The following is a 21060-nucleotide window of genomic DNA, read 5'->3' as shown; positions in this document are numbered from 1 at the left end:
TTTCAAAAGAGGGTTTCTGTGAGAGAATAGGGAAAAAAACAGGAGAGTTTTCTCTCAAACCCCATTTTAAAGGAGGCATTACCCTATGTCCGAAGAACGTCAATACGCTCCTGAAACCCTCGCCATTCATGCGGGGCAAGAAATCGATCCGACCACTTATTCCCGTGCCGTACCGCTGTACCAAACAACTTCCTACGGATTCCGCGATACCGAGCATGCGGCGAATTTGTTCGGCCTCAAGGAATTCGGAAATATTTATTCCCGTATTATGAACCCGACCAACGACGTGTTCGAAAAACGCGTTGCCGCGCTGGAAGGCGGCGTCGGAGCGCTAGCTACGGCTTCCGGACAAGCGGCGATCACGTTCTCCATCCTGAATATCGCCGGTGCGGGAGATGAAATCGTGTCTTCCTCGACCTTGTATGGCGGAACCTATAATTTGTTTGCGATCACGCTGCCCAAGTTGGGCATTAAAGTTAAATTCGTCGATGCATCCGATCCCGAGAATTTCCGGGCGGCAATCACCGACAAAACGAAAGCGCTGTATGCCGAAACCTTGGGTAATCCTAAGGGAGACGTTCTCGACATTGAGGCGGTTGCCGCCATTGCGCATGAGAACGGGCTTCCGTTAATCGTGGACAATACGTTTCCGAGCCCTTATCTCCTTCGCCCGATCGATTTCGGCGCGGATATCGTCGTTCACTCCGCAACCAAATTTATCGGTGGACACGGGACATCCATCGGCGGAATCATCGTCGACGGTGGGAAATTCGATTGGAAGGCGAGCGGCAAATTCCCGGGCCTGACCGAGCCCGATCCGAGCTATCACGGCGTGGTCTACACCGATGCGGTGGGACCGCTCGCTTACATCATCAAAGCGCGCGTCCAACTGCAACGGGACATGGGAGCATCGCTTTCGCCGTTTAACGCCTGGTTGCTGCTGCAAGGCCTGGAGACGCTGCACCTTCGGGTGGAACGCCATAGCCAAAACGCATTGAAGGTCGCCCAATATCTCGAAAACCACAAAGATGTCGAGTGGGTCAGCTACGCGGGTCTTCCGAGTCATGAATCGTATGAGCTCGCGAAAAAATATTTGCCGAAAGGACAGGGGGCTATCCTTACTTTCGGGATCAAGGGCGGAATCGAAGCCGGCCGCAAGCTGATCGAGAACGTGAAGCTATTCTCGCATCTGGCCAATGTTGGAGACTCGAAGTCTCTAATTATTCATCCGGCCAGTACGACGCACCAACAGCTTACTGAAGAAGAGCAATTTGCTGCCGGCGTGAATCCGGAGCTCATTCGCCTCTCCGTGGGCACCGAGTCCATCGATGACATCATTTATGATCTGGAGCAGGCGATTGCCGCCAGCCAGGCTTAATCATCCATTTTATCAATACGGCCTCCAAACGGAATCTTCCGGATGGAGGCTTTTTCATGGTTTGACCCGATTCACGCAAGCATATTTACATTTGCGCGGATTGGGGTTAATATGTATTTAAAGTTGCGCGAGAGCAATATTATTGCATAAATACAAAAATGATTATCGTTCTCAATTACATGCTGCTTCGGGAGGAATCCCGGAGCAGCATGTGCCATTTTTAGGGGGTTAACAATAGTATTCATTCTCAATTGGGAACTGCAAAAAGGAGGAATTTAGAATGGAAGCCAAAGCTATTTACAAGAATTTATCCGTTCCGGCGAAAAAAACCGGACAACCGAAACCGGGACCTCGCCGGGGCAAGTCCCTGCTTGGTTTACTACGGCACCGGGAAATGCTGCTCGCGATCGGCAGCGGTGTGCTTATGCTCGCCGCTTGGGGAGTGGGAACATGGTCCGGGACGCTGTCGGTCATTTTGTACATCGCCGCCTACGGTACGGGCGGTTTTATCAAAGCCCGAGAAGGGCTGCAGACGCTGGTCAAAGACCGGGACCTGGACGTCAATTTGCTGATGATCGCGGCGGCGGTTGGCGCTGCGTCGATCGGCTACTGGAATGAAGGAGCTATGCTGATCTTCATTTTTGCGCTCAGCGGTGCGCTGGAATCGTTCGCGAGCGAACGCAGCCGAAAGGATATTTCGGCGCTGGCGGCGCTTAAACCCGAGACGGCCATAAAGGTGGACGGAGACGGAATGAGAACGGTGGCGGCCTGCGAACTGGTTATTGGCGATCTGGTGCTCGTCAGACCCGGCGAGGTCATTCCGGTAGACGGCCTGGTAAGCAGCGGCGGCTCGGCAGTCAATCAGGCGGCGATTACGGGTGAATCGATCCCTGTGGACAAAGGGGCCGGTGATGAGGTGTTCGCGGGCACCCTGAACGGGGAAGGGGCGCTATATATTGAAGTCACCCGCCCTTCGGAAGGTACCCTATTCGCCAAAATCATCGCGCTGGTCGAACAGGCCGAAAATGAAGCGCCGCAAACCCAGCGGTTTATAAAGCGTCTCGAAGGCCATTACGCCAAAGGCGTGGTGGCGGTAACGGCAGCTCTGCTTGTCTTCGCCCCGCTTTTGCTGGGATGGACCTGGGGGCAAACCTTTTATAAAGCCTGCGTCTTTCTGGTCGTTGCCTCGCCTTGCGCGCTTGTCTCTTCCGTGATGCCGGCCATGCTGTCGGCAATGTCGCGCAGCGCCCGGAAAGGCGTACTGTTTAAGGGTGCAGCCTATATGGATCTGCTGGCCGGAACGAAAGTGATCGCTTTCGACAAAACGGGAACATTGACGTTGGGAATCCCCGTCGTGACGGAGCTGGTCGTGGCCGATGGCTGGGATCGCAATCATGTGCTCGCGGCTTGCGCTTCGGCGGAACGGTTGTCGGAACATCCGCTGGCCCGGGCGATTGTACGAAAGGCCGAGGAGGAGGGACAGCAGCTGTTCGAAGCGGAGGAGTTGACGGCCGAGCCCGGACGGGGGATCGAGGCGACCATTCGCGGAGTCCGGTGGCGGATCGGCAAGGCCGGCCGTCTTGATCCGGAGGTGCCGGCAAAGCTGCGCGAAGCGATCCAAAGTCTGTCGGACGCTGGAAATACCGTTTCCATCATACAGTGTGAAGGAGAATATGCGGGCGTGATTGCGTTCCGCGACCGGATCAGGCCGGAAGCCGGACAGGCGATTGACCGGCTGCACAAGTTCGGCATTAAAGCGGCCATGCTGACGGGAGACCACGGAGAGACGGCCAGAGCGGTAGCTAAAGAGGCGGGCATCGATCTCGTATACGGCGATTTGCTGCCGGAAGACAAGGTCAGGCTCGTGGGCGAATTGCGTGCAGGATACGGTCATGCGGTCATGGTCGGCGATGGAGTGAATGACGCCCCGGCGCTGGCCGGCGCCACCGTCGGCATCGCTATGGGAGACGGCGGCAGCGGAGCCGCTCTGGAGGTAGCGGATGTCGTTCTTATGAATGATAATTTGGAAAGGATCGCCGACACCGTCTCCCTGGCCGTCCGGGCAAGAAGGATCGTAAAGCAGAATCTGGTGTTTGCGGGTGCCGTCATCCTACTCTTGATCATCGGCAACTTCATTCAGGAGCTTCCGCTTCCGCTCGGGGTGATCGGTCATGAAGGCAGCACCATCCTCGTTATTTTGAATGGATTGCGCCTGCTGCGATAAACCGGTTCATCATTCCTTCATCCAAACTTCACGTAACCTTTCCGGTACGCTTGTTGACAGGGGAGAGCTCAATCCACATAATTAAATTCATAAACTAGTTTCTGGTAAGCAGCTCTTATAAGGAGGATCATATATAATGTACAAGTCGATTATTATAGGAACCGGCCCCGCCGGATTGACCGCGGCCATTTATCTTGCACGGGCCAATCTCAAACCGCTCGTGATCGAAGGGCCTCAGCCGGGAGGACAGCTTACGACGACGACGGAAGTGGAAAATTTCCCAGGCTTCCCGGATGGAATCATGGGACCTGAATTGATGGATAATATGCGTAAACAGGCCGAACGCTTCGGTGCCGAATTCCGCACAGGCTGGGTAAATAGCGTGGATATGAGTTCCCGTCCGTTCAAGCTTCAAGTGGAAGGGCTCGGGGAATTGGTAACGGAGACGCTCGTTCTGTCGACGGGTGCGACCGCGAAATATTTGGGGATTCCCGGTGAAACCGAAAACGTCGGACGCGGCGTAAGCACGTGTGCGACATGCGACGGATTTTTCTTCCGCGGCAAGGAAATCATCGTGGTGGGCGGCGGAGACTCCGCCTTGGAAGAAGCGGGCTTCCTGACGCGGTTTGCGTCCAAAGTAACGCTGGTGCACCGCCGGGACGAACTGCGGGCTTCCAAGATCATGCAGGACCGCGTACGCGGCAATGAAAAAGTGGAGTGGGCGTTAAACCGCACGCCGTTGGAGGTTATCACCAACGAAACGAGCGTGACCGGTCTGAAGGTACTCAACAATGCGACCGGCGAAGAAGAGATCATTCCGGCTTCCGGCGTATTCGTAGCGATCGGCCATCATCCGAACACCGGGTTCCTCGGGGGACAGATCGATACCGACGAGAACGGATATATTATCGTCAAACCGGGCACTTCCGAAACCAACGTACCGGGCGTATTCGCCTGCGGCGACGTTCAGGATACGCGTTACCGTCAAGCGATTACCGCTGCGGGCAGCGGTTGCATGGCCGCCATCGATTGCGAAAAATATATCGAGAGCCTGGAGCACGAAGCTTCGGTTGCAGTCGCTAAATAACAAAGGAGTTTCACACATCATGAACGACATCATCGTCTACACAAAAAATAATTGTCCTCATTGCCTTCAAGTCAAAAACTTTTTGAACGAAAAGGGCGTTTCTTTCGAAGAGCGAAATACGGATGAAAACGACGAATTCGCCAAGCAGGTATGGGAGATGGGGCTTCGGGCGGTTCCGGTTACTTTGATCGGGGACGTGCGCATTCTCGGCATGAACAAAGCCCAGCTTGAAACGGTATTTGCGGAACAAGCACATTAAATATCAACTTAAAAAGGCCTCGCCGTCCGGCGAGGCCTTTTCTCATGAAATAAAAAATCCTGCAATAAACTGAAAAACGAAATACCCGACAATTCCGCCGCCGATCAGGCCGAACCCCGCTTTTTTTCTCCCCTGGAACAAACGCATGATGCCGAGACTTACGAGTGGAGCGATAATGAGCAGAAAGAACATGACGGTAACGAACAATTCAAGAGAAACATCTGAGAGATTGACGATTGTCATAACTTTTGACCGCTCTCCGTTCTGAACAGGTTTAAATGCACAATGATTTATATCACAACATTATGGGTTTTATTATATCAAAGACGTTTCGACAAAACTAGAAGGCCTTTGCGGGACAGCCTGTGCTACAATGAGCATAAAAGCACCGGATTCACCTTGTTTCAACCGGGATGATTCGCAATTTCTCTGGAAGGGGAGTTATGAGGACCATGGGACATAGCTTGCCAATACGCTGGGCGGCGGCAGGGCTGCTGGGAGTCTTGCTGATGGGCGCGGTTCCGGCCGACTGGAATTCGGTTCCGGTCATTGCGGCCACGGATTCCGCCTATGTAACGACCGCTGAGGAACTGCAGGCAAAGATGGCGGCAGGACTGAAATCGCGTAAAACCTCAATGATTGTGAAATACAAGGGACCGACCAAAAATCTGGAGACCATGTTGAAAAAGGCGATTGACGGGGCGCTGGATAGCGATCCGTATACCAAATATGTCGTGGACAGATATTCTTTTACCTGGAGGGGAACGAGCGGTACGGCCAAGATTAACCTTAACGTCACTTACCGGGAGACCGCCGAAGAGTCCGCCTATGTCGATGAACGGGTTGCCGAGATTTTGAAGGATATTATTTACCTCGGCATGAACGATCACCAGAAAATTAAAGCGATTCACGACTATGTGGTTCAAAACCTCAAATATGATACGGACTTGCAAAAATATACAGCCTACGAAGGCCTGCGGACAGGAGAGGCGGTTTGTCAGGGGTATACGTTAATGACCTACAAATTGCTGCAGGGGGCCGGATTCGACAGCCGGATCGTGGAGGGAACGGCAGGCGGCCAGCTTCATGCCTGGAACCTCGTTGAGCTTGAAAAAAGGTGGTATCATATCGATACCACCTGGGATGACCCGCTCTCGGCCGGCCCGCTGCAAGTCAGTTATGAATATTACATGCTTACGGATGCACAGATGCGCAAGGATCATCGCTGGACCCTGAAATACCCGGCGGCCACGACGCTTTATCGCGATGTGCTGGGCAAGCTGGCCGACAGCGGGAAAGCCGAGGCGGCGAACTATAAAAAATTGCAGGAGCAGCTCGGCTTCGGCCTGTACGATCCGGCTGCGGCGGTGGCCACGGCGGCGGAACTGCAAGGCCAGGTGAAGCAAGCCATAAGCCGCGGCGGCCTTACCGTTACGGTCAGATACTCGGGGACCGAGCGCAGCCTGCTCGAGGATTTGTCCAGCCTTTACGATTTATCCATCGAAAATGTGAAATATCTGTCCGAGCCGCTGGAGGATACCGGAGACCTGCGGGTTGAAATCCACTGGGAAAACGGTAAAAAATAAATTTTTCAGCTTTGCAGCCCGGAGCTGCGTTTAGCGGCCTTTTATTCCATCGGACGTCCCGGCGTGTCGAGGTCGCATTCCTGAAGCGGAATGACCTTCGTGCGTTTTACCCATTTGTACCCGAGCCAGACGACCAGGAATAACGGGATACTGATATAGGACACGACAACGCCATACCAATCGATTTGGTCGCCTGAAAAGGCGGCCAAATTTTGTCCCAAAATCACGACGAAGCAGAGAACGAAGGCAAAAATCGGCCCGAACGGAAACCATCTTGCTTTATACGGCAAATCGTTAAGATCGCGTCCCTGCGCGACGTAAGCGCGGCGGAAACGGTAATGGCTGACCGCGATGCCGAGCCAGGTAATAAATCCGCACATGCCCGAGGCGTTAAGCAGCCAATTGTATACGACGCCGTCGCCGAAGAGGGAGGCGAAAAAGGCAACCATCCCGATCATGCCGGTGACGATCAAAGCGTTGAGCGGCAGGCCCCGGCGGCTCAGCTTGGCCAGAAATTTCGGCGCTTTGCCGCGCTTCGCGAGGGAGTAAAGCACCCGCGAGGACGCGTACATGCCCGAATTGCCGGCCGACAGCACGGAGGACAGAATGACGGCATTCATGACGGAAGCGGCGAACGCCATCCCGGCTTTTTCGAACACGAGCGTGAACGGGCTGACGCCGATGCTTTCGAGACCGCTCTCCAGCAGGTTCGGGTTCGTATAAGGAATGATCAGACCGATAACGAAAATCGCCAAAATGTAAAAAATCAGAATGCGCCAGAACACTTGCCGGATCGCCCGAGGGACGTGTTCCCGCGGATTATGGCTCTCACCGGCGGCAACGCCGACCATCTCCGTCCCTTGGAAAGAGAACCCGGCCGCCATAAACACGCCCAAAAACGCGAAGAATCCTCCATGGAACGGAGCGTCTCCAACGGTAAAGTTTTTGAAGCCGATCGCTTCGCCGCCCATAATGCCGAAGATCATCAACACGCCGACGACAAGAAAAATAACGACGACGGCGATTTTGATCATCGCGAACCAATACTCCGATTCCCCGTACCCTTTGACGGAAAGCACATTCAGCCCGAAAATGAGGGCGAGGAACAGGAAGCTCCACAGAAACGATGAGCTATCCGGAAACCAGTATTTGATGATTAGCGTCGCCGCGGACAGCTCCGCCGCGATCGTGATGGCCCAGTTGTACCAGAAGTTCCAGCCCATGGCGAACCCGAGGGAAGGATCGACGAACCGGGAGGCATAGGTTTCGAAAGAGCCCGAATCCGGCATGTATGTGGCCAGCTCGCCCAGGCTCGTCATCAGAAAATAAACCATAATTCCGACGGCCGCATAAGCGAGCAAGGCGCCGCCGGGACCCGCGGATGCGATGGCTCCGCCGCTCGCGAGAAACAGGCCTGTTCCGATGGAGCCGCCGAGGGCGATCATCGTCATATGCCGGGCTTTCAGCCCGGGCCTCAAGGATTGTACTGTACTGATATTTTTTTTGCTCATGATGTAAAAACACTCCTTAAATACGTAACATTTCAAACCAACGATGGGCTTAGGTTGCCCGGATTTCGCCAAACCTCGCATCAACCCAAAAAAGGCCGCGGAAAGGAATCCGCGGCCTATTAAATACCCGTTCATCCCACCACTCACACAAGATAGCTCAACACGGTTTCCCCGGTGAAGGGAAACCGTGACAGTTCTGTCCCTTTCGGAAACAGCCCCAGCATGCCGTACTGAAGCAACAGCGGCAAACTTCGGCGACGGTGCCTTTTCACCGGATTCGCTGGCGGCTTCAAACGCCTCCTCCGGTGTACTCTTCACAATCGCGACCTCTACCTCACCTGAATGATGAGGTTACCATATTCTATTGTCTTTAGAAGAAGTTCCAATAGTCATATTCTGATACATGATCTAATGGACTTACGGTTCCCTAGTATATAGCAAGAAAAGGGGCGGGACAATGTCTAAATATTGACAAATGAAAACGAGGATCAGCCGTTTAAGATCGGTCCCGATTGGCCATTTGCTGCCACACCGTACCTGCGGCTTCTTCCCCGGATTCGATCCGTTCCACGGCCATGCGCGCTTGAAGCCCGACCTCGAATTCGGGGTCGTCGACGGCGGCCTTCAATGCTTCCAGGGCGTCATCCGTGCCGACCTCGTACAGGAAGCGGGCGGCACGCCAGCGCACGAGCTTGCTCGAGTCCGACAGGGCCGCGATCATCGGCTGCGTCGCGGCGGAATCGCCGATGTCGGACAGCGTGTCGCCGGCGGTGCGGCGGACGGCGGCAGAGCTGTCGCGCAGCGCCTCGTACAGCAGTTCCATCGCTTCCGGCGTGCGCATATCGCCGAGATAGACGACCGCGAGGCGGCGGATTTGCATCTGCGGATCGCGGAGAGCGTCCGCGAGCAGCGGAAGGGCCTCGGGGCCGGGCTGCTGCAGCGCCTCTAGACCGGCATAGCGGACATGCCAGTCCGCATGCTGCATATGCTCGCGGACTTCGTCCAGGCTAAGCGTCCGGCGCTGCTCGACAAACTCGGCCTCGCTGCGTCCGTGTGCGATCGCCTGCGTCTTGATCGCCTCAAGCCGCTCCGGCGGGAAAGCCGCCTCGAGCTCTTGCTCCACCTCGCGGGCGATGTCCGCGAGCTCGCCGTACCGCACGCCGTAATCCGTCAGCTTGCGCTCCTTGATAAGCGTGGCGCTGGCGACTTCGGTGACGGCGGACACAAAGCGCTGGGAGAGCGAGATCCGCTCCTCGCGGGCGCCGGACTTCACGCGGATTTGCATCGGAATCCCGCGGAAAAACTGGACGAACACCTGCGCTTCCCCGTACCCGGCAACCTCCTCGCTTTCCGGATCCCAGGCGGATTCCACCCGGTCCTGCCCGAACTGCGCCTGCACCTCGGACAGGATGGCCGCCCAATCGGCCCCTCCTTTACGGTCCAGCGCGATAAAATCGGCGGTATGAAAAATGCTTTTTACCCCCGGTATATCCAGCAGTTGCCGGATCCATGCCGGTGCGGAGCGGGCGTTGTCTTGCGTGTATGTTTTTCGAATCCCCGGCTGGAGCGACTCGTCCAAATGGAGCTTCATCGAATTGGGACTCGGTGTCGGCTCGATAAATACGATTTTCATAAGTTGTTCACATCTCCTTCCGATTACTATTTTACCTCAATTTTTAAAGGAATAAAAAGGAACGCGATCGACACAATAACATTGGAAAACAAATGGAAGGTCGAAGGGGGAGGCGGCTTGTTCAAAAACCAGGAAAAAAAGCTGGTCATCGTCTGCGCGGCCGTTGCCGTCGTGATGCTGTACGCGTTCATTAAAAGCGCGATTCGCTTTATGCGGTACTAATAAAAACCGTCTTGAATGAGGAGCTGAATGGCTGATGTTGTCCTTGGACCCAGTCACCCTGAGCCGGATACTAACGGGGTTGACTTTATTCGTACATATTAATTTCGCTTCGATCGGCGTCGGAATTCCAATCATGATCGCACTATCCGAATGGAGGGGAATCCGGACGAAGGATCCGCACTACACGCTGCTGGCCCGCAGATGGGCCCGCGGTTTCGTCATTACGGTGGCGGTCGGCGTGGTGACGGGGACGGCGATCGGTCTTCAACTCAGCTTGTTATGGCCGACCTTCATGCGCGTCGCCGGACAGGCGATCGCCTTGCCGTTGTTCATGGAGACGTTCGCCTTTTTCATCGAAGCGATCTTTCTCGGAATCTATCTCTACACCTGGGAGAGGTTTAAAAGACCGATGCTGCATCTGCTTTTGTTGATACCGGTAGCTCTCGGCTCTTCGGCCTCGGCGTTTTTCATCACGACGGTGAACGCGTTTATGAATACGCCCCAAGGCTTTACGCTTGAAAACGGCATTTTTACCGATATCCAGCCGCTGGTGGCCATGTTCAACCCGGCTACGCCTACCAAAGTTTCTCACGTGCTGGCTTCCTCCTATACGCTCAGCGCCGGGGTGCTTGCGGGCATCGCCGCATACAGCATGCTGCGGGGGCGAAAGGACGATTATTTCAAAAAGGCCCTGAAGCTGACGGTGACGGCCTCGTTCGTATTCGCGCTGTCCACGGCGATCATCGGCGATTTTTCCGGGAAATTTCTTGCCCGGTATCAGCCGGAGAAGCTGGCGGCGGCGGAATGGCATTTCGAAACGATGAAAAAGGCGCCGCTCATTTACGGGGGAATGCTTGACGAGGAAGGGAACGTCAAATACGCGCTCAAACTGCCTTACGCGCTCAGCATTTTGGCCGGAAGCTCCCCGAATACGGAAGTCATCGGCCTCGAGGAATTCCCGGAGGATGAACGTCCGCCGCTTTTTATTCACTATATGTTCGATTTGAAGGTGACGCTCGGGGTGCTGCTCGTGCTCATTCCTTTTCTGTACGTGTTCCGCCGCCGGCTGCCGTCAAAGCTCAGGGGCAAAGGTTATCCGAAATGGCTGCTGCTCGGCATTTTGGCTCTCGGTCCGCTCGCGGCGGTTGCCATCGAGCTTGGCTGGATGTTTGCCGAATTCGGGCGGCAGCCCTGGATCGTACGCGGGTATATGAAGGTTTCCGAAGCGGCGACGACCTCGGAGCATGTCGGATCCATGCTGGTTTTGTTCGTCTTCCTGTACCTGGTGCTCTGCGCTTCTTGTGTTTTCGTATTGGCCAAGCTATTCCGCAACAAGGATGTCGCCGAGGAGATGCGGGAGCTGGGAATCGCTAAGAAGGAGGAACGAAAATGAGCTACGAGGTTGTCGGGATTACCGTGCTGTGGACCTTCCTGTTCGGATACCTGCTGGTGGCGTCGATCGATTTCGGCGCGGGATTTTTCAGCTACTATAGCGTCATTACGGGCCATGAAAACAAGGTGCATCACATTGTCCAGCGCTATTTGTCCCCGGTCTGGGAAGTGACGAACGTGTTTCTTATTTTTTTCGTGGTGGGGCTGGTCGGTTTTTTTCCGGATTCGGCTTATTATTACGGAACCGCGCTTCTCGTGCCGGGTAGCATTGCAACGGTGCTTCTGGCGCTGCGGGGCGCGTATTATGCATATAATACCTACGGAAGCAGCAAGGAGAACAATAAAATTTATTTGGGGATATACGGAGCCACCGGTCTCTTGATTCCGGCGGCTTTATCGACGGTTTTGGCCATTTCCGAAGGCGGAATTATCCGGGAGTCGGGCGGTAAGGTGGTTCTGGACTGGTTCCAGTTTTTAAGCAATCCGTATACCTGGTCCGTCATCCTGTTGGCGCTCGTCTCCGTGCTTTATATTTCGGCGATGTTCTTGACCTTCTATGCAAGCAAGGCCGCGGACCAGGGAGCGTTCGAGGTGCTGCGCGGATATGCGCTCATGTGGAGCGGTCCTACGATTTTGGCCTGCGTGTTCGCTTTTTTTCAGATCAACCGTCAAAATCCCGAGCATTTCTCGAGAATGCTGGATATCGCCTGGATGTTTATCGCTTCCCTGATTTGTTTTCTTGCAGCGGTGTATTTTATATGGAAAAAGCAGCATTTCGGCTGGTCCTTTATCCTGGTCATGTTTCAGTTCGGATTTGCCTGGTACGGCTACGGGAGATCGCATCTGCCCTATATCCTGTACGACCAGGTCAGCATTTACGAAAGCTTCACGAACGAGACGATGGCGATTGCGCTGATCACGGCTTTTGTGCTCGGCCTGGTTATTTTGATTCCTTCGCTCATTTTGATCTTGCGGCTGTTTCTGTTTGATGCCAAATATGTTCGCGGCGAGTCGCCGAAGAGAGGGTGAGGCAAGATGGAACACTTCCTGATGATGGTTGCCCCTGAGCTGGTGATCATATGCGCGGTCCTGTTTATGTTTGTATACGCCGGACGCTACAATAATCCCGCGGATTAGCCGAAAGTGGCATCTGCCGCCCGAAAGCATTACAATAATAAGCAAATATTTTTCGAAAACCATAGGATGAAGATGTAGTGGACCGGAAGTGAAAGGAGGGGATACTCGGTATGCCGAGAACACGGTACAGCAATATGGATAATGTCAACACCGACAAGACTTTGAAGCAATTCAGGCAATGGAGGGAAGAACGCCGGAGAAAAAAGAAGGATTATTCTTATGTGATCCCGAATTCGCCGCCACAGCTCGATTATTTGATGACGAACCGGGAGGAAGTATCGCTAACTTGGATCGGGCATTCCACCTTTCTGATCCAGTATGAGGGGCTGAACATCGTCACCGACCCGGTATGGGCCTCGCGGATGGGGTTCCAGCGGCGGCTTGGCCAGCCCGGCGTGCCGATCGGCGACGTTCCGCAGGTCGATGTCATCCTTATTTCTCACTCACATTACGATCATATGCACGTATCGTCCATCCGCCGGTTATACGGTGACGGAACTCAAATCATCGTTCCGGTGGGCTTGTCGCGAAAGTTGATCCGTAAAGGATTTCAACGAACGACAGAGATGCATTGGTGGGAGAGCATGCGCATCGGGGATGCGAAAATCACGTTCGTGCCGACCCAGCATTGGACGCGCCGCACGCCGTTCGATACGAACACCTCCCACTGGGGAGGCTTTGTTCTCGAACCGGCGGAAGCATCGCGGGAGGCGGGGAAACCGCGATCCCAGGTTGTGTATTTCGCGGGGGACAGCGGATATTTTCGCGGCTTTGCCGAAATCGGCGAGCGATTCGACATCGACGTGGCGCTCCTGCCGATCGGCGCTTACGAGCCGGAGTGGTTTATGACGAGCCAGCATACGACGCCGGAAGAGGCGCTTCAGGCTTTCGTCGACGTCAAGGCCAAGCTGATGGTGCCGATGCACTACGGCACGTTCCGCCTGGCGGATGACACGGCGCGGGAAGCGCTGGACCGCCTGGAGGCGGACCGGAAGAAGCGCGGCATCAGCGAATCGGCGATCCGGGTGCTGATGCACGGGGAGACGCTGCGGTTTCCGGAGGCGTAAGCGGGAGGCTGTCCCGGTTGACGCGGCGGTTTCCGCAGGCGTAAGCGGAAGATTGCCCTGGTTGGCGCCCTTGCGGAAGGTTGAATCGCCGTAAGCGGTTTGCCGGATGGACGGACGGACTGATGGACTGATGGACTGATGGACGGATGGACTGATGGACTGATGGACGTTGGGCGGGGCCTTCCATAATTGGAGATTTTGGGATTACGAGCAGCGTTCGCGAATTAACCGGAAAATCTCCCGCTATTTTTGCATAACCCAGTTTTATATCGAAATTAAAAGGAAAACCTCCTGCTATTTTCTCGAAAAAGGCTGTCAACCGCCGACTTCGCGATCATTAGCGGGAGGTTTTCCCGTTATTTTCCCAAAAGGCCGGTGAACGGATGGTTTAGGGGGAGAAAATCCGGTTATTTTTCTTTTTTACGGTAAAATGGCCAATTCTCTCTCCCGAACAACCATTTCCGGGAGCATATCTAATCAAGATATGCTATAATATTGACCCAGTAGGTGTGATAACTCATAAAGGATGGGATTATTTCAATGATCAGTACAAACGGTGTGACGCTCCGCTACGGAAAACGGGCACTTTTCGAAGATGTAAATATAAAGTTTACGCCCGGGAACTGCTACGGCTTGATCGGTGCCAACGGAGCGGGAAAATCGACGTTCCTGAAAATTTTGTCCGGCGAGATCGAACCGAACCAGGGCGAAGTCAGCATGACGCCGGGCGAGCGCCTGGCCGTGCTGAAGCAGAACCATTACGAGTATGACGAATACCAGGTTCTGGAGACCGTCATCATGGGCCATGCCCGTCTTTATTCGATCATGAAGGAGAAGGACGCGCTTTACGCCAAAGCCGATTTCTCCGAAGAGGACGGCATGCGCGCAGGCGAGCTGGAAGGCGAGTTTGCGGAACTGAACGGCTGGGATGCCGAGCCGGACGCTGCCGCGCTTCTGATCGGCCTCGGCATTCCGCGCGATCTGCATGACAAGAAAATGGCGGAGCTGAGCGGCAACGAGAAAGTCCGCGTGCTCTTGGCTCAAGCGCTGTTCGGGCGTCCGAACAATCTGCTGCTTGACGAACCTACGAACCACTTGGACCTGGAATCGATCCAATGGCTCGAGAACTTCCTCATGGATTATGAGGGCACCGTTATCGTCGTATCCCACGACCGTCACTTCCTGAACAAGGTGTGTACGCACATCGCGGATATCGATTTCGGCAAAATCCAAATGTACGTCGGCAACTACGACTTCTGGTACGAGTCCAGCCAATTGGCGCTGCAAATGCAGCGGGACGCGAACAAGAAGAAGGAAGAGAAGATCAAGGAGCTGCAAGCCTTTATTCAGCGCTTCTCGGCCAACGCTTCCAAATCGAAGCAGGCGACATCCCGTAAGAAACAGCTCGACAAAATCACGCTGGACGACATCCGTCCTTCGAACCGGAAGTATCCGTTCCTGCATTTCAAGGCGGACCGTGAAGCCGGCAAGCAGCTGCTTACCGTCGACGGCCTGACCAAGACCTTGGAAGGCGAGAAGGTGCTGGATAACCTGAACTTTGTCGTGAACAAAGGCGATAAAATCGCGTTGGTCGGTCCGAATTCCTTACCGAAAACGACGCTGTTCCAGGTTCTCATGGGCGAGCTTGAGGCGGACGGCGGCGAATACAGCTGGGGCGTAACGACCTCGCAGGCTTATTTCCCGAAAGACAACTCGAGTTATTTTGACGGCGTGGAACTCAATCTGGTCGATTGGCTTCGCCAATATTCGAACGATCAGGACGAGACGTTCCTGCGCGGCTTCCTGGGCCGGATGCTGTTCTCCGGAGAAGAGGCGCTCAAGAAGGCGAGCGTACTGTCCGGGGGCGAGAAGGTCCGCTGCATGCTGGCCAAAATGATGCTGAACGGCGCCAACGTGCTGCTGTTCGATGAGCCGACGAACCACTTGGACTTGGAATCGATCACGGCGCTCAACAACGGGTTGATCGATTTTGACGGAACGATTCTGTTTACGTCCCATGACCATCAGTTTATCCAAACGATCGCGAACCGCATCATCGAGATTACGCCGAACGGCATTATCGATCGCGTCATGACTTATGATGAATATCTGGAGAGCGAAGAGATTCAAAACCTGCGCAAGAGCATGTATCCGGAGGAAGCTTGATGACCGGGTTATGCCGGCGATATGAAGTATAACGAATAGATAGGCCGTCCGTTTGCGGGACTCCCGCGGCGGGCGGTCTTTTTTTATGTCATCCGGCCTTTGCCCAAATCCGATTGAAATGTATCAAATTTTATTGGTTTGTGCGCTACTTGCCCTTTTTTTCCTCGAATATAATGAATGGCAGCGGGGATATCCGCCTGACAAATCTATTTATTCCCAAACGAAAGGAGGAAGGCGGCCTTTTGGTGGAAGCGTTTTCAAATTTGTGGATAAAAAAGAGGAGAGGATGACGTTTCAATCATGTTTATGCAAAAAATCAAGCATTCCATGGCCATCATCGTCAGCATCGCAATGGTTTTCGGTCTTTATGCCAATGCCCGTCTTTCCTCTGCGGCCGCGGCCGAAGAAGGACCAAGAAATTTGAACATCATCGAGGGCTCCTTGCAATTCAACAGCGTCAAGTTATCGTGGGAGGGTTCCCCGGAAGTTCATGTATGGGATGAAAACGGAAGTATTAACGGGGGATACCTCAACATCTGGAACCCCGACCTGGGGGTCAAACCGGAGACGACATACCGGATTTATCTCACGGACCTCAACAATCGTTCGCTGAAAAGCAATGTCATCGAATTCACGACCCCGGCGTACGACCCGGACCAACTGCCAAAACCGCCTTTGACGCCCCCGCACCATGTTACGGTGACCGAGGTAACGTATTCGTCGGTGACCGTGAACTGGTCCGGTCCTGAAGCGCCCGCGTTTGCCGCTTACGTCAACGGGGCGTGGAAACAGGATATTTGGGACGGCTCCAATACTTTCAAATTTGAGATACCCGAAGAAGAAACGGTAACGGGGGCCGTTTACGACATTCTGATCCGGACTTTTGACCCCGGCGCGTCGCCGAATGTCTCCGCGGACAGCCATGTGATCCAATTGAAATGGGGGGAACTCGAGGCGCCCCGGGATCTTCAGGCCGTATCCGCCACGAGATCCGCAGTCTCGCTCGGATGGTCCCGGGTGGACGGTGCGACCGGCTATGATATTTTCCAAGACGGGACATTTCTCGGAAGCAGCGACTCTAACCGGTTCGTCGCGGAGGGGCTGACGGAAGGGAAGCCTTATACCTTCACGGTCATCGCCAAAAACGGCGCCTGGGACGATTCCCCGGCGAGCGAAAGCCTGACCGTGGTGCCCGGAGCCGATTATAATATCGTATCTTACTATACTTCCTGGTCCCGGTCGGCGGACGGCCGAAACTACAAGCCCGAGGATATTGATCCCGGTAAAATCACCCACATCCAATATGCTTTTGCCGATCTTTGCTGGAACGGAAAAACATCCAAAGGCGCGGATTGTCAAAAGCCGGGTATCCCTCTTCACGAAGAATACAAATTTAACGGTGAAATCGTGCTTGGGGATACGGAAGCCGATTTAATAAATTTTGAAGCTTTCCGAAGAGTCAAGGCCGATCATCCGGGGCTGAAGCTGATTCTTTCCGTGGGCGGCTGGAGCTGGTCCGACAATTTCTCCAATATGGCGGCCACCGAGCAGACCCGGCTTGCCTTTGCCAACTCGGTCGTCGAGTTTATCCGGGAATTCGGTCTGGACGGTATCGACATCGACTGGGAGTACCCCGTCGCCGGAGGAGAGGAAGGCAACTCGAACAGTCCCGACGACAAGCATAACTTCGGCCTGCTGATGAAGGCCGTCCGGGAAGCGCTGGACACCGCGGGGGCGAAGGACGGAAGGTACTATCTTTTGACGATCGCATCGAAGGAGTCCGACGATTTTATCGAAAATGCGGACCTGGCGAATTCCGTCCGGTACCTCGATTTCGTCAGCGTGATGACTTACGATTACAGCGGCGCTTGGGATCCTCTTGCCCATCACAACTCCCCGCTGTTCCAAGATCCGAACCATCCGGAAGCCAGCGCCGCCCGCAACAATGTGCAGGGTTCGCTCCGGTCCAATTTGAACGCGGGAATACCGGGATACAAATTGAACCTCGGGGTTCCGTTTTACGGAAAAGGCTGGCTCAATGTGACCGATGGCGGTCAGTACGGCACGAGCCAGGGACGCGATCTAGGGGGAGGTATTTTCGGTACATGGGAAAATTACACGTTTGATTATCAGGACCTGGAAAAAAACTATGTGGATAAAAACGGCTTCAAGCGGTACTGGAACGAGTATTCCAAAGTACCTTACCTATACAACGAAGAAACCGGAGATTTTATCACCTACAATGACCGGGAAAGCATGGTATACACCGCGTCCCTCGTAAGATCGCTGGATCTTGGCGGAATCATGAGCTGGGAGCTGCACGGGGACCGTACGTTAACGCTCTCGAACCAACTGGAACGCGATTTGCCGGCCCATGGACAACCGAATGCGGACAGACTGGCGGCACCCGCGAATGCGGCGGTAAGTTCCCAAACCGCGAGCAGCATCGGGCTGATATGGGACCCGGTACCGGAAGCCACCGGTTACGAGGTGTTCGTCGATCATGTATTTTCGGGATATACGGCGGAACCCCGGTTTACGGTGAAGGGATTGGCCGCCGACACGGCCTATCAGATTCAATTGCTCGCGGTTCAAAAAAATGAAGAGGGCCAAGCGACGATGGTATCCGATTTCAGCACGGCTGTCAGTGCCCGAACCGGGAAGGTGTCGAGCCCGACGAACCCATCTCCGTCAACGCCTTCGCCATCGAACCCTTCGCCATCGAACCCGGCACCGGCAACTCCGGCCCCGCCGGCAAATTCGGGGGATGCCCTCCGGTTGAAGCCTTCGGTCACGAAGGAAGGGGAGATGACGATTGCCAAGCTGGACACCGTGGCAAGTCTTAAAGCGATTCAAGGCTCGGCTCACGGCAAAATCGAAATCGTGATCGACGGCGATTTTAGCAGTCTAAAAGTCATCCTATCGGCCGAAATCGTCAAGGCGATCGCGGCCAAAGGCGAAGGCGCGGAACTGTCCATTGTGACGAACCGGGTGGAATATCGTATTCCTGCCGGAGCGTTGAAGCTTGGCAGCGACGCAGCCGAAGTCATCATCTCGATTTCGGAGCCCGGCAAGGAAACCGTCGATCTGATCGTCAAAGCCGCGGAGAATAAAGGCGGCAAAGTATTGGTGCCTCCGCTTGAATTCAAGATCGAGGTGACGGATTCGGCGAAAGCGGCCAAGGAAGTGAACGATTTCGGCCAAGTGTATGTAAGCAGGTTGTTCAACCTTGGCAAGACGGAGACGGATACCGATCTGGTATCGGGGGTCGTCTATCATTCCGGAACCCGAACGGTTCGGCACGTTCCGACCCTATTTACGGTAGGCGAAGACGGAACGGTGAAAGCGGAATTGAAAAGAACCGGTAACAGTATTTATACCGTCATCCGATCAAGCGTGAGTGATGGAGATTCGAGTCCAGCCTGGGCGCAAAAGGACGTTAAGGTCGCCGCGGCGAAAGGCATAATAGACGGAGCGGGCAACGGCGAACTTGGGGTTAATCGTAAGGTAACCCGGGCCGAATTCGTATCCATGATCGTTAGGGGATTGGGGCTTGACCCGGCAACGGAGCTCAGGGCCTTCAAAGACGTGGACGGCAGCTCGAAGTATGCACTGGAGATTGAAGCGGCTGCCAGCCTCGGGATCATTCAGGGTCGAACAAAGGATACGTTTGACCCGGACGGTCTGGTGACGCGTCAGGAAATGGCGGTCATCCTGAACAAGGCGATGAAAATCGCCGGCGGGGATAGCAGCGCGGATGTTCGCCTGCTTGAGAAATATAAGGATCACGTCCAAGTTGCGGCGTACGCCAAACCATCCTTGGCGCAAATGATCGATAAGCGGATTATGAACGGGGTTTCCGCTTCACGGCTCGACCCTCTGTCCGATGCGACGAAAGCGCAAGCGGTGGTCACCGTCATGAGGATGCTTCGGGGACTGGGATTGGCAGACTAACAAAAACATCCCTCCTGGGGAACGGGCTGCGCGATTCAAAGCAGACGTTCCCGCGGGAGGGATGTTTGTTCGCCGGCCGATGTGACTCCTATGATCCTCCGGTGCGCCGGCGTTGGTTATTCGGTTTTTTGTTGTTCTGGCTTTTTAGAGCTTTGGTTTGCAGATTCGCCGGCGAGCCCGGCTTATTTGCGTTCCGCTGTTGTTCTTTCTTTTGCTGCAGCTTCTGGCGCATCGCTTCGGCCAGGTCAATTTTGCGCGGTTCTTTTTCATTTTGTTCCGTCATCGATATCATCTCCTTATTATAGGCAGTTCAAAAGCCGTCGTCATTCGAACATGCGCTTACAGGTAAAGGGGGCATGCCCCCATTTTAATCGTTTTTAAATGAACGTACAACGGGAATAATGAGCCTGAATCACTTTTGCCTGGTGCAACACTGTTTCTCTGGACTCACACGGTTTGGATTTGCTACGATGATGTAACGACTTTGAAACTACATATTACGTATGGGTGAGATTCTGGAGGTGCGGCTGTTGGATATTTATGACGATATACGAAAGGGAGAGCGTGGAGCCTGGGTCAGCATTGCGGCATATTTGCTGCTGTCGGCTTTCAAGCTGATCAGCGGGTACATCTTTGCTTCCAGCGCGCTTTTGGCGGACGGGTTCAACAATCTCACGGATATCGTGGCTTCGGTCGCCGTTTTGATCGGGCTTAAAATTTCGCAAAAACCGCCGGATTCGGATCACGCATATGGTCATTTCCGGGCGGAGACGATAGCGGCGCTTGTTGCCTCATTCATTATGGCGATGGTAGGGATCCAGGTCATTATCGGCGCGGTCCGTTCGCTTTTTGCGGGGCATCATGCCGAGCCCGATATTTTATCCGCCGGCGTGGCGTTGATTTGCGCGGTCGCCATGGGCGGCGTGTATTGGTACAACCGGAAATTGGCCAAGCAGATCAATAACCAGGCCCTGATGGCGGCAGCCAAAGATAATTTGTCCGATGCTTTGGTCAGTGTGGGAGCCGCGGTAGGCATCATCGGCGCGCAGTTCGGCATTCCCTGGCTTGACGGCGTTGCGGCGATAGCGGTCGGCTTGTTGATCTGCAAGACGGCCTGGGAAATTTTTCGGGATTCCACGCACAATCTGACCGACGGCTTCGATGAGAACGAGCTCAAGGATCTGCGGGGAACGATTGCGAGGATCCACGGCGTTGAAGGAATTAAGGACTTAAAAGCGCGGGTTCACGGCAATCATGTGCTCGTGGATGTCGTCATCGAGGTCGATCCGCAATTGTCCGTAATCGAGAGTCATCATATCAGCGACAGGGTAGAAGAACAAATGCGAAAGATCCGGAATGTCATGCACGTTCATGTACATGTGGAACCGAAGGCGGATGAACTGTAAGCCGGTTAGTTTACGTAAGGGCCATTTTCCTGCATAGG

The 21060-nt window shown here is 54.4% G+C and carries 16 protein-coding genes and 1 riboswitch; of the genes, 12 read left to right on the top strand and 4 right to left on the bottom strand.

What is annotated here, in order from left to right; all coding sequences use genetic code 11:
- Positions 1-85: 85 nt before the first annotated feature.
- The 4 genes from ACSFXJ_RS21945 to ACSFXJ_RS21930 all read left to right on the top strand — a co-directional run bounded on the left by ACSFXJ_RS21945 (position 86) and on the right by ACSFXJ_RS21930 (position 4948).
- Positions 86-1378, top strand: a complete 1293-nt coding sequence (locus tag ACSFXJ_RS21945; protein ID WP_435922461.1) for a homocysteine synthase — start codon at positions 86-88, stop codon at positions 1376-1378.
- Between the two features lie 280 nt (positions 1379-1658).
- Entirely contained in the window at positions 1659-3602 is a 1944-nt protein-coding gene (locus tag ACSFXJ_RS21940; protein ID WP_435922460.1) for a heavy metal translocating P-type ATPase, read from the top strand.
- 136 nt (positions 3603-3738) lie between these two features.
- Positions 3739-4689 (top strand): thioredoxin-disulfide reductase, encoded by a 951-nt coding sequence (gene trxB, locus ACSFXJ_RS21935; RefSeq protein WP_435922459.1) that lies wholly within the window; start codon positions 3739-3741, stop codon positions 4687-4689.
- Positions 4690-4708: 19 nt separating this feature from the next.
- A complete protein-coding gene (locus ACSFXJ_RS21930; RefSeq protein WP_435922458.1) occupies positions 4709-4948 on the top strand; it encodes a glutaredoxin family protein in 240 nt (79 codons plus the stop codon).
- Between the two features lie 42 nt (positions 4949-4990).
- Here the strand turns inward: ACSFXJ_RS21930 and ACSFXJ_RS21925 are convergent, their stop codons facing one another.
- A complete protein-coding gene (locus tag ACSFXJ_RS21925) occupies positions 4991-5191 on the bottom strand; it encodes a hypothetical protein (RefSeq protein WP_435922457.1) in 201 nt (66 codons plus the stop codon).
- Between the two features lie 209 nt (positions 5192-5400).
- On the opposite strand from ACSFXJ_RS21925, the gene ACSFXJ_RS21920 reads away from it, so the two are divergent.
- Positions 5401-6534, top strand: a complete 1134-nt coding sequence (locus ACSFXJ_RS21920; RefSeq protein WP_435922456.1) for a transglutaminase domain-containing protein — start codon at positions 5401-5403, stop codon at positions 6532-6534.
- A 41-nt stretch (positions 6535-6575) separates the two neighbouring features.
- Here the strand turns inward: ACSFXJ_RS21920 and ACSFXJ_RS21915 are convergent, their stop codons facing one another.
- A complete protein-coding gene (locus ACSFXJ_RS21915; RefSeq protein ID WP_435922455.1) occupies positions 6576-8045 on the bottom strand; it encodes an amino acid permease in 1470 nt (489 codons plus the stop codon).
- 145 nt (positions 8046-8190) lie between these two features.
- A riboswitch (Lysine riboswitch) is annotated at positions 8191-8385 on the bottom strand.
- A gap of 156 nt (positions 8386-8541) precedes the next feature.
- Positions 8542-9678 (bottom strand): conserved virulence factor C family protein, encoded by a 1137-nt coding sequence (locus ACSFXJ_RS21910; RefSeq protein ID WP_435922454.1) that lies wholly within the window; start codon positions 9676-9678, stop codon positions 8542-8544.
- A gap of 256 nt (positions 9679-9934) precedes the next feature.
- On the opposite strand from ACSFXJ_RS21910, the gene ACSFXJ_RS21905 reads away from it, so the two are divergent.
- The 6 genes from ACSFXJ_RS21905 to ACSFXJ_RS21880 all read left to right on the top strand — a co-directional run bounded on the left by ACSFXJ_RS21905 (position 9935) and on the right by ACSFXJ_RS21880 (position 19616).
- Positions 9935-11293, top strand: a complete 1359-nt coding sequence (locus tag ACSFXJ_RS21905) for a cytochrome ubiquinol oxidase subunit I (RefSeq protein WP_435922453.1) — start codon at positions 9935-9937, stop codon at positions 11291-11293.
- Positions 11290-12321 carry a cytochrome d ubiquinol oxidase subunit II gene (locus ACSFXJ_RS21900; protein ID WP_435922452.1) on the top strand — a complete coding sequence of 344 codons (1032 nt, stop codon included), beginning with the start codon at positions 11290-11292 and terminating at the stop codon, positions 12319-12321. Before ACSFXJ_RS21905 ends, ACSFXJ_RS21900 begins: the two co-directional genes overlap by 4 nt.
- Positions 12322-12327: 6 nt before the next feature.
- A complete protein-coding gene (gene cydS, locus ACSFXJ_RS21895; protein WP_435922451.1) occupies positions 12328-12429 on the top strand; it encodes a cytochrome bd oxidase small subunit CydS in 102 nt (33 codons plus the stop codon).
- A 110-nt stretch (positions 12430-12539) separates the two neighbouring features.
- Positions 12540-13496 carry an MBL fold metallo-hydrolase gene (locus tag ACSFXJ_RS21890; protein WP_435922450.1) on the top strand — a complete coding sequence of 319 codons (957 nt, stop codon included), beginning with the start codon at positions 12540-12542 and terminating at the stop codon, positions 13494-13496.
- Positions 13497-14036: 540 nt separating this feature from the next.
- Positions 14037-15662, top strand: coding sequence for an ABC-F family ATP-binding cassette domain-containing protein (locus ACSFXJ_RS21885; RefSeq protein ID WP_435922449.1), 1626 nt, complete (start codon positions 14037-14039; stop codon positions 15660-15662).
- Positions 15663-15962: 300 nt separating this feature from the next.
- Positions 15963-19616: a glycosyl hydrolase family 18 protein gene (locus ACSFXJ_RS21880; protein ID WP_435922448.1), complete on the top strand. Its 3654-nt coding sequence runs from the start codon at positions 15963-15965 to the stop codon at positions 19614-19616.
- Between the two features lie 88 nt (positions 19617-19704).
- Here the strand turns inward: ACSFXJ_RS21880 and ACSFXJ_RS21875 are convergent, their stop codons facing one another.
- Positions 19705-19899, bottom strand: coding sequence for a hypothetical protein (locus tag ACSFXJ_RS21875; protein ID WP_435922447.1), 195 nt, complete (start codon positions 19897-19899; stop codon positions 19705-19707).
- 220 nt (positions 19900-20119) lie between these two features.
- Here ACSFXJ_RS21875 and ACSFXJ_RS21870 point away from each other — a divergent pair, with 220 nt between their 5' ends.
- Positions 20120-21022 carry a cation diffusion facilitator family transporter gene (locus ACSFXJ_RS21870; protein WP_435922446.1) on the top strand — a complete coding sequence of 301 codons (903 nt, stop codon included), beginning with the start codon at positions 20120-20122 and terminating at the stop codon, positions 21020-21022.
- Positions 21023-21060 lie beyond the last annotated feature (38 nt).

Source organism: Paenibacillus salivarius, assembly GCF_051307165.1.
Classification (GTDB): domain Bacteria; phylum Bacillota; class Bacilli; order Paenibacillales; family Paenibacillaceae; genus Fontibacillus.
The sequence above is the reverse complement of the archived record's forward strand: the minus strand, read 5'-3'. Positions and strand labels throughout refer to the sequence as shown.

What these genes read in the sequence shown, in the direction of transcription:
- trxB (WP_435922459.1), top strand. Translation starts at nt 3,739, where the DNA reads ATGTACAAGTCGATTATTATAGGAACCGGCCCCGCCGGATTGACCGCG.
- ACSFXJ_RS21925 (WP_435922457.1), bottom strand. Translation starts at nt 5,191, where the DNA reads ATGACAATCGTCAATCTCTCAGATGTTTCTCTTGAATTGTTCGTTACC.
- ACSFXJ_RS21915 (WP_435922455.1), bottom strand. Translation starts at nt 8,045, where the DNA reads ATGAGCAAAAAAAATATCAGTACAGTACAATCCTTGAGGCCCGGGCTG.
- ACSFXJ_RS21880 (WP_435922448.1), top strand. Translation starts at nt 15,963, where the DNA reads ATGTTTATGCAAAAAATCAAGCATTCCATGGCCATCATCGTCAGCATC.
- ACSFXJ_RS21870 (WP_435922446.1), top strand. Translation starts at nt 20,120, where the DNA reads ATGGGTGAGATTCTGGAGGTGCGGCTGTTGGATATTTATGACGATATA.
- cydS (WP_435922451.1), top strand. Translation starts at nt 12,328, where the DNA reads ATGGAACACTTCCTGATGATGGTTGCCCCTGAGCTGGTGATCATATGC.
- ACSFXJ_RS21920 (WP_435922456.1), top strand. Translation starts at nt 5,401, where the DNA reads ATGGGACATAGCTTGCCAATACGCTGGGCGGCGGCAGGGCTGCTGGGA.
- ACSFXJ_RS21910 (WP_435922454.1), bottom strand. Translation starts at nt 9,678, where the DNA reads ATGAAAATCGTATTTATCGAGCCGACACCGAGTCCCAATTCGATGAAG.
- ACSFXJ_RS21945 (WP_435922461.1), top strand. Translation starts at nt 86, where the DNA reads ATGTCCGAAGAACGTCAATACGCTCCTGAAACCCTCGCCATTCATGCG.
- ACSFXJ_RS21890 (WP_435922450.1), top strand. Translation starts at nt 12,540, where the DNA reads ATGCCGAGAACACGGTACAGCAATATGGATAATGTCAACACCGACAAG.
- ACSFXJ_RS21930 (WP_435922458.1), top strand. Translation starts at nt 4,709, where the DNA reads ATGAACGACATCATCGTCTACACAAAAAATAATTGTCCTCATTGCCTT.
- ACSFXJ_RS21885 (WP_435922449.1), top strand. Translation starts at nt 14,037, where the DNA reads ATGATCAGTACAAACGGTGTGACGCTCCGCTACGGAAAACGGGCACTT.
- ACSFXJ_RS21900 (WP_435922452.1), top strand. Translation starts at nt 11,290, where the DNA reads ATGAGCTACGAGGTTGTCGGGATTACCGTGCTGTGGACCTTCCTGTTC.
- ACSFXJ_RS21875 (WP_435922447.1), bottom strand. Translation starts at nt 19,899, where the DNA reads ATGACGGAACAAAATGAAAAAGAACCGCGCAAAATTGACCTGGCCGAA.
- ACSFXJ_RS21905 (WP_435922453.1), top strand. Translation starts at nt 9,935, where the DNA reads ATGTTGTCCTTGGACCCAGTCACCCTGAGCCGGATACTAACGGGGTTG.
- ACSFXJ_RS21940 (WP_435922460.1), top strand. Translation starts at nt 1,659, where the DNA reads ATGGAAGCCAAAGCTATTTACAAGAATTTATCCGTTCCGGCGAAAAAA.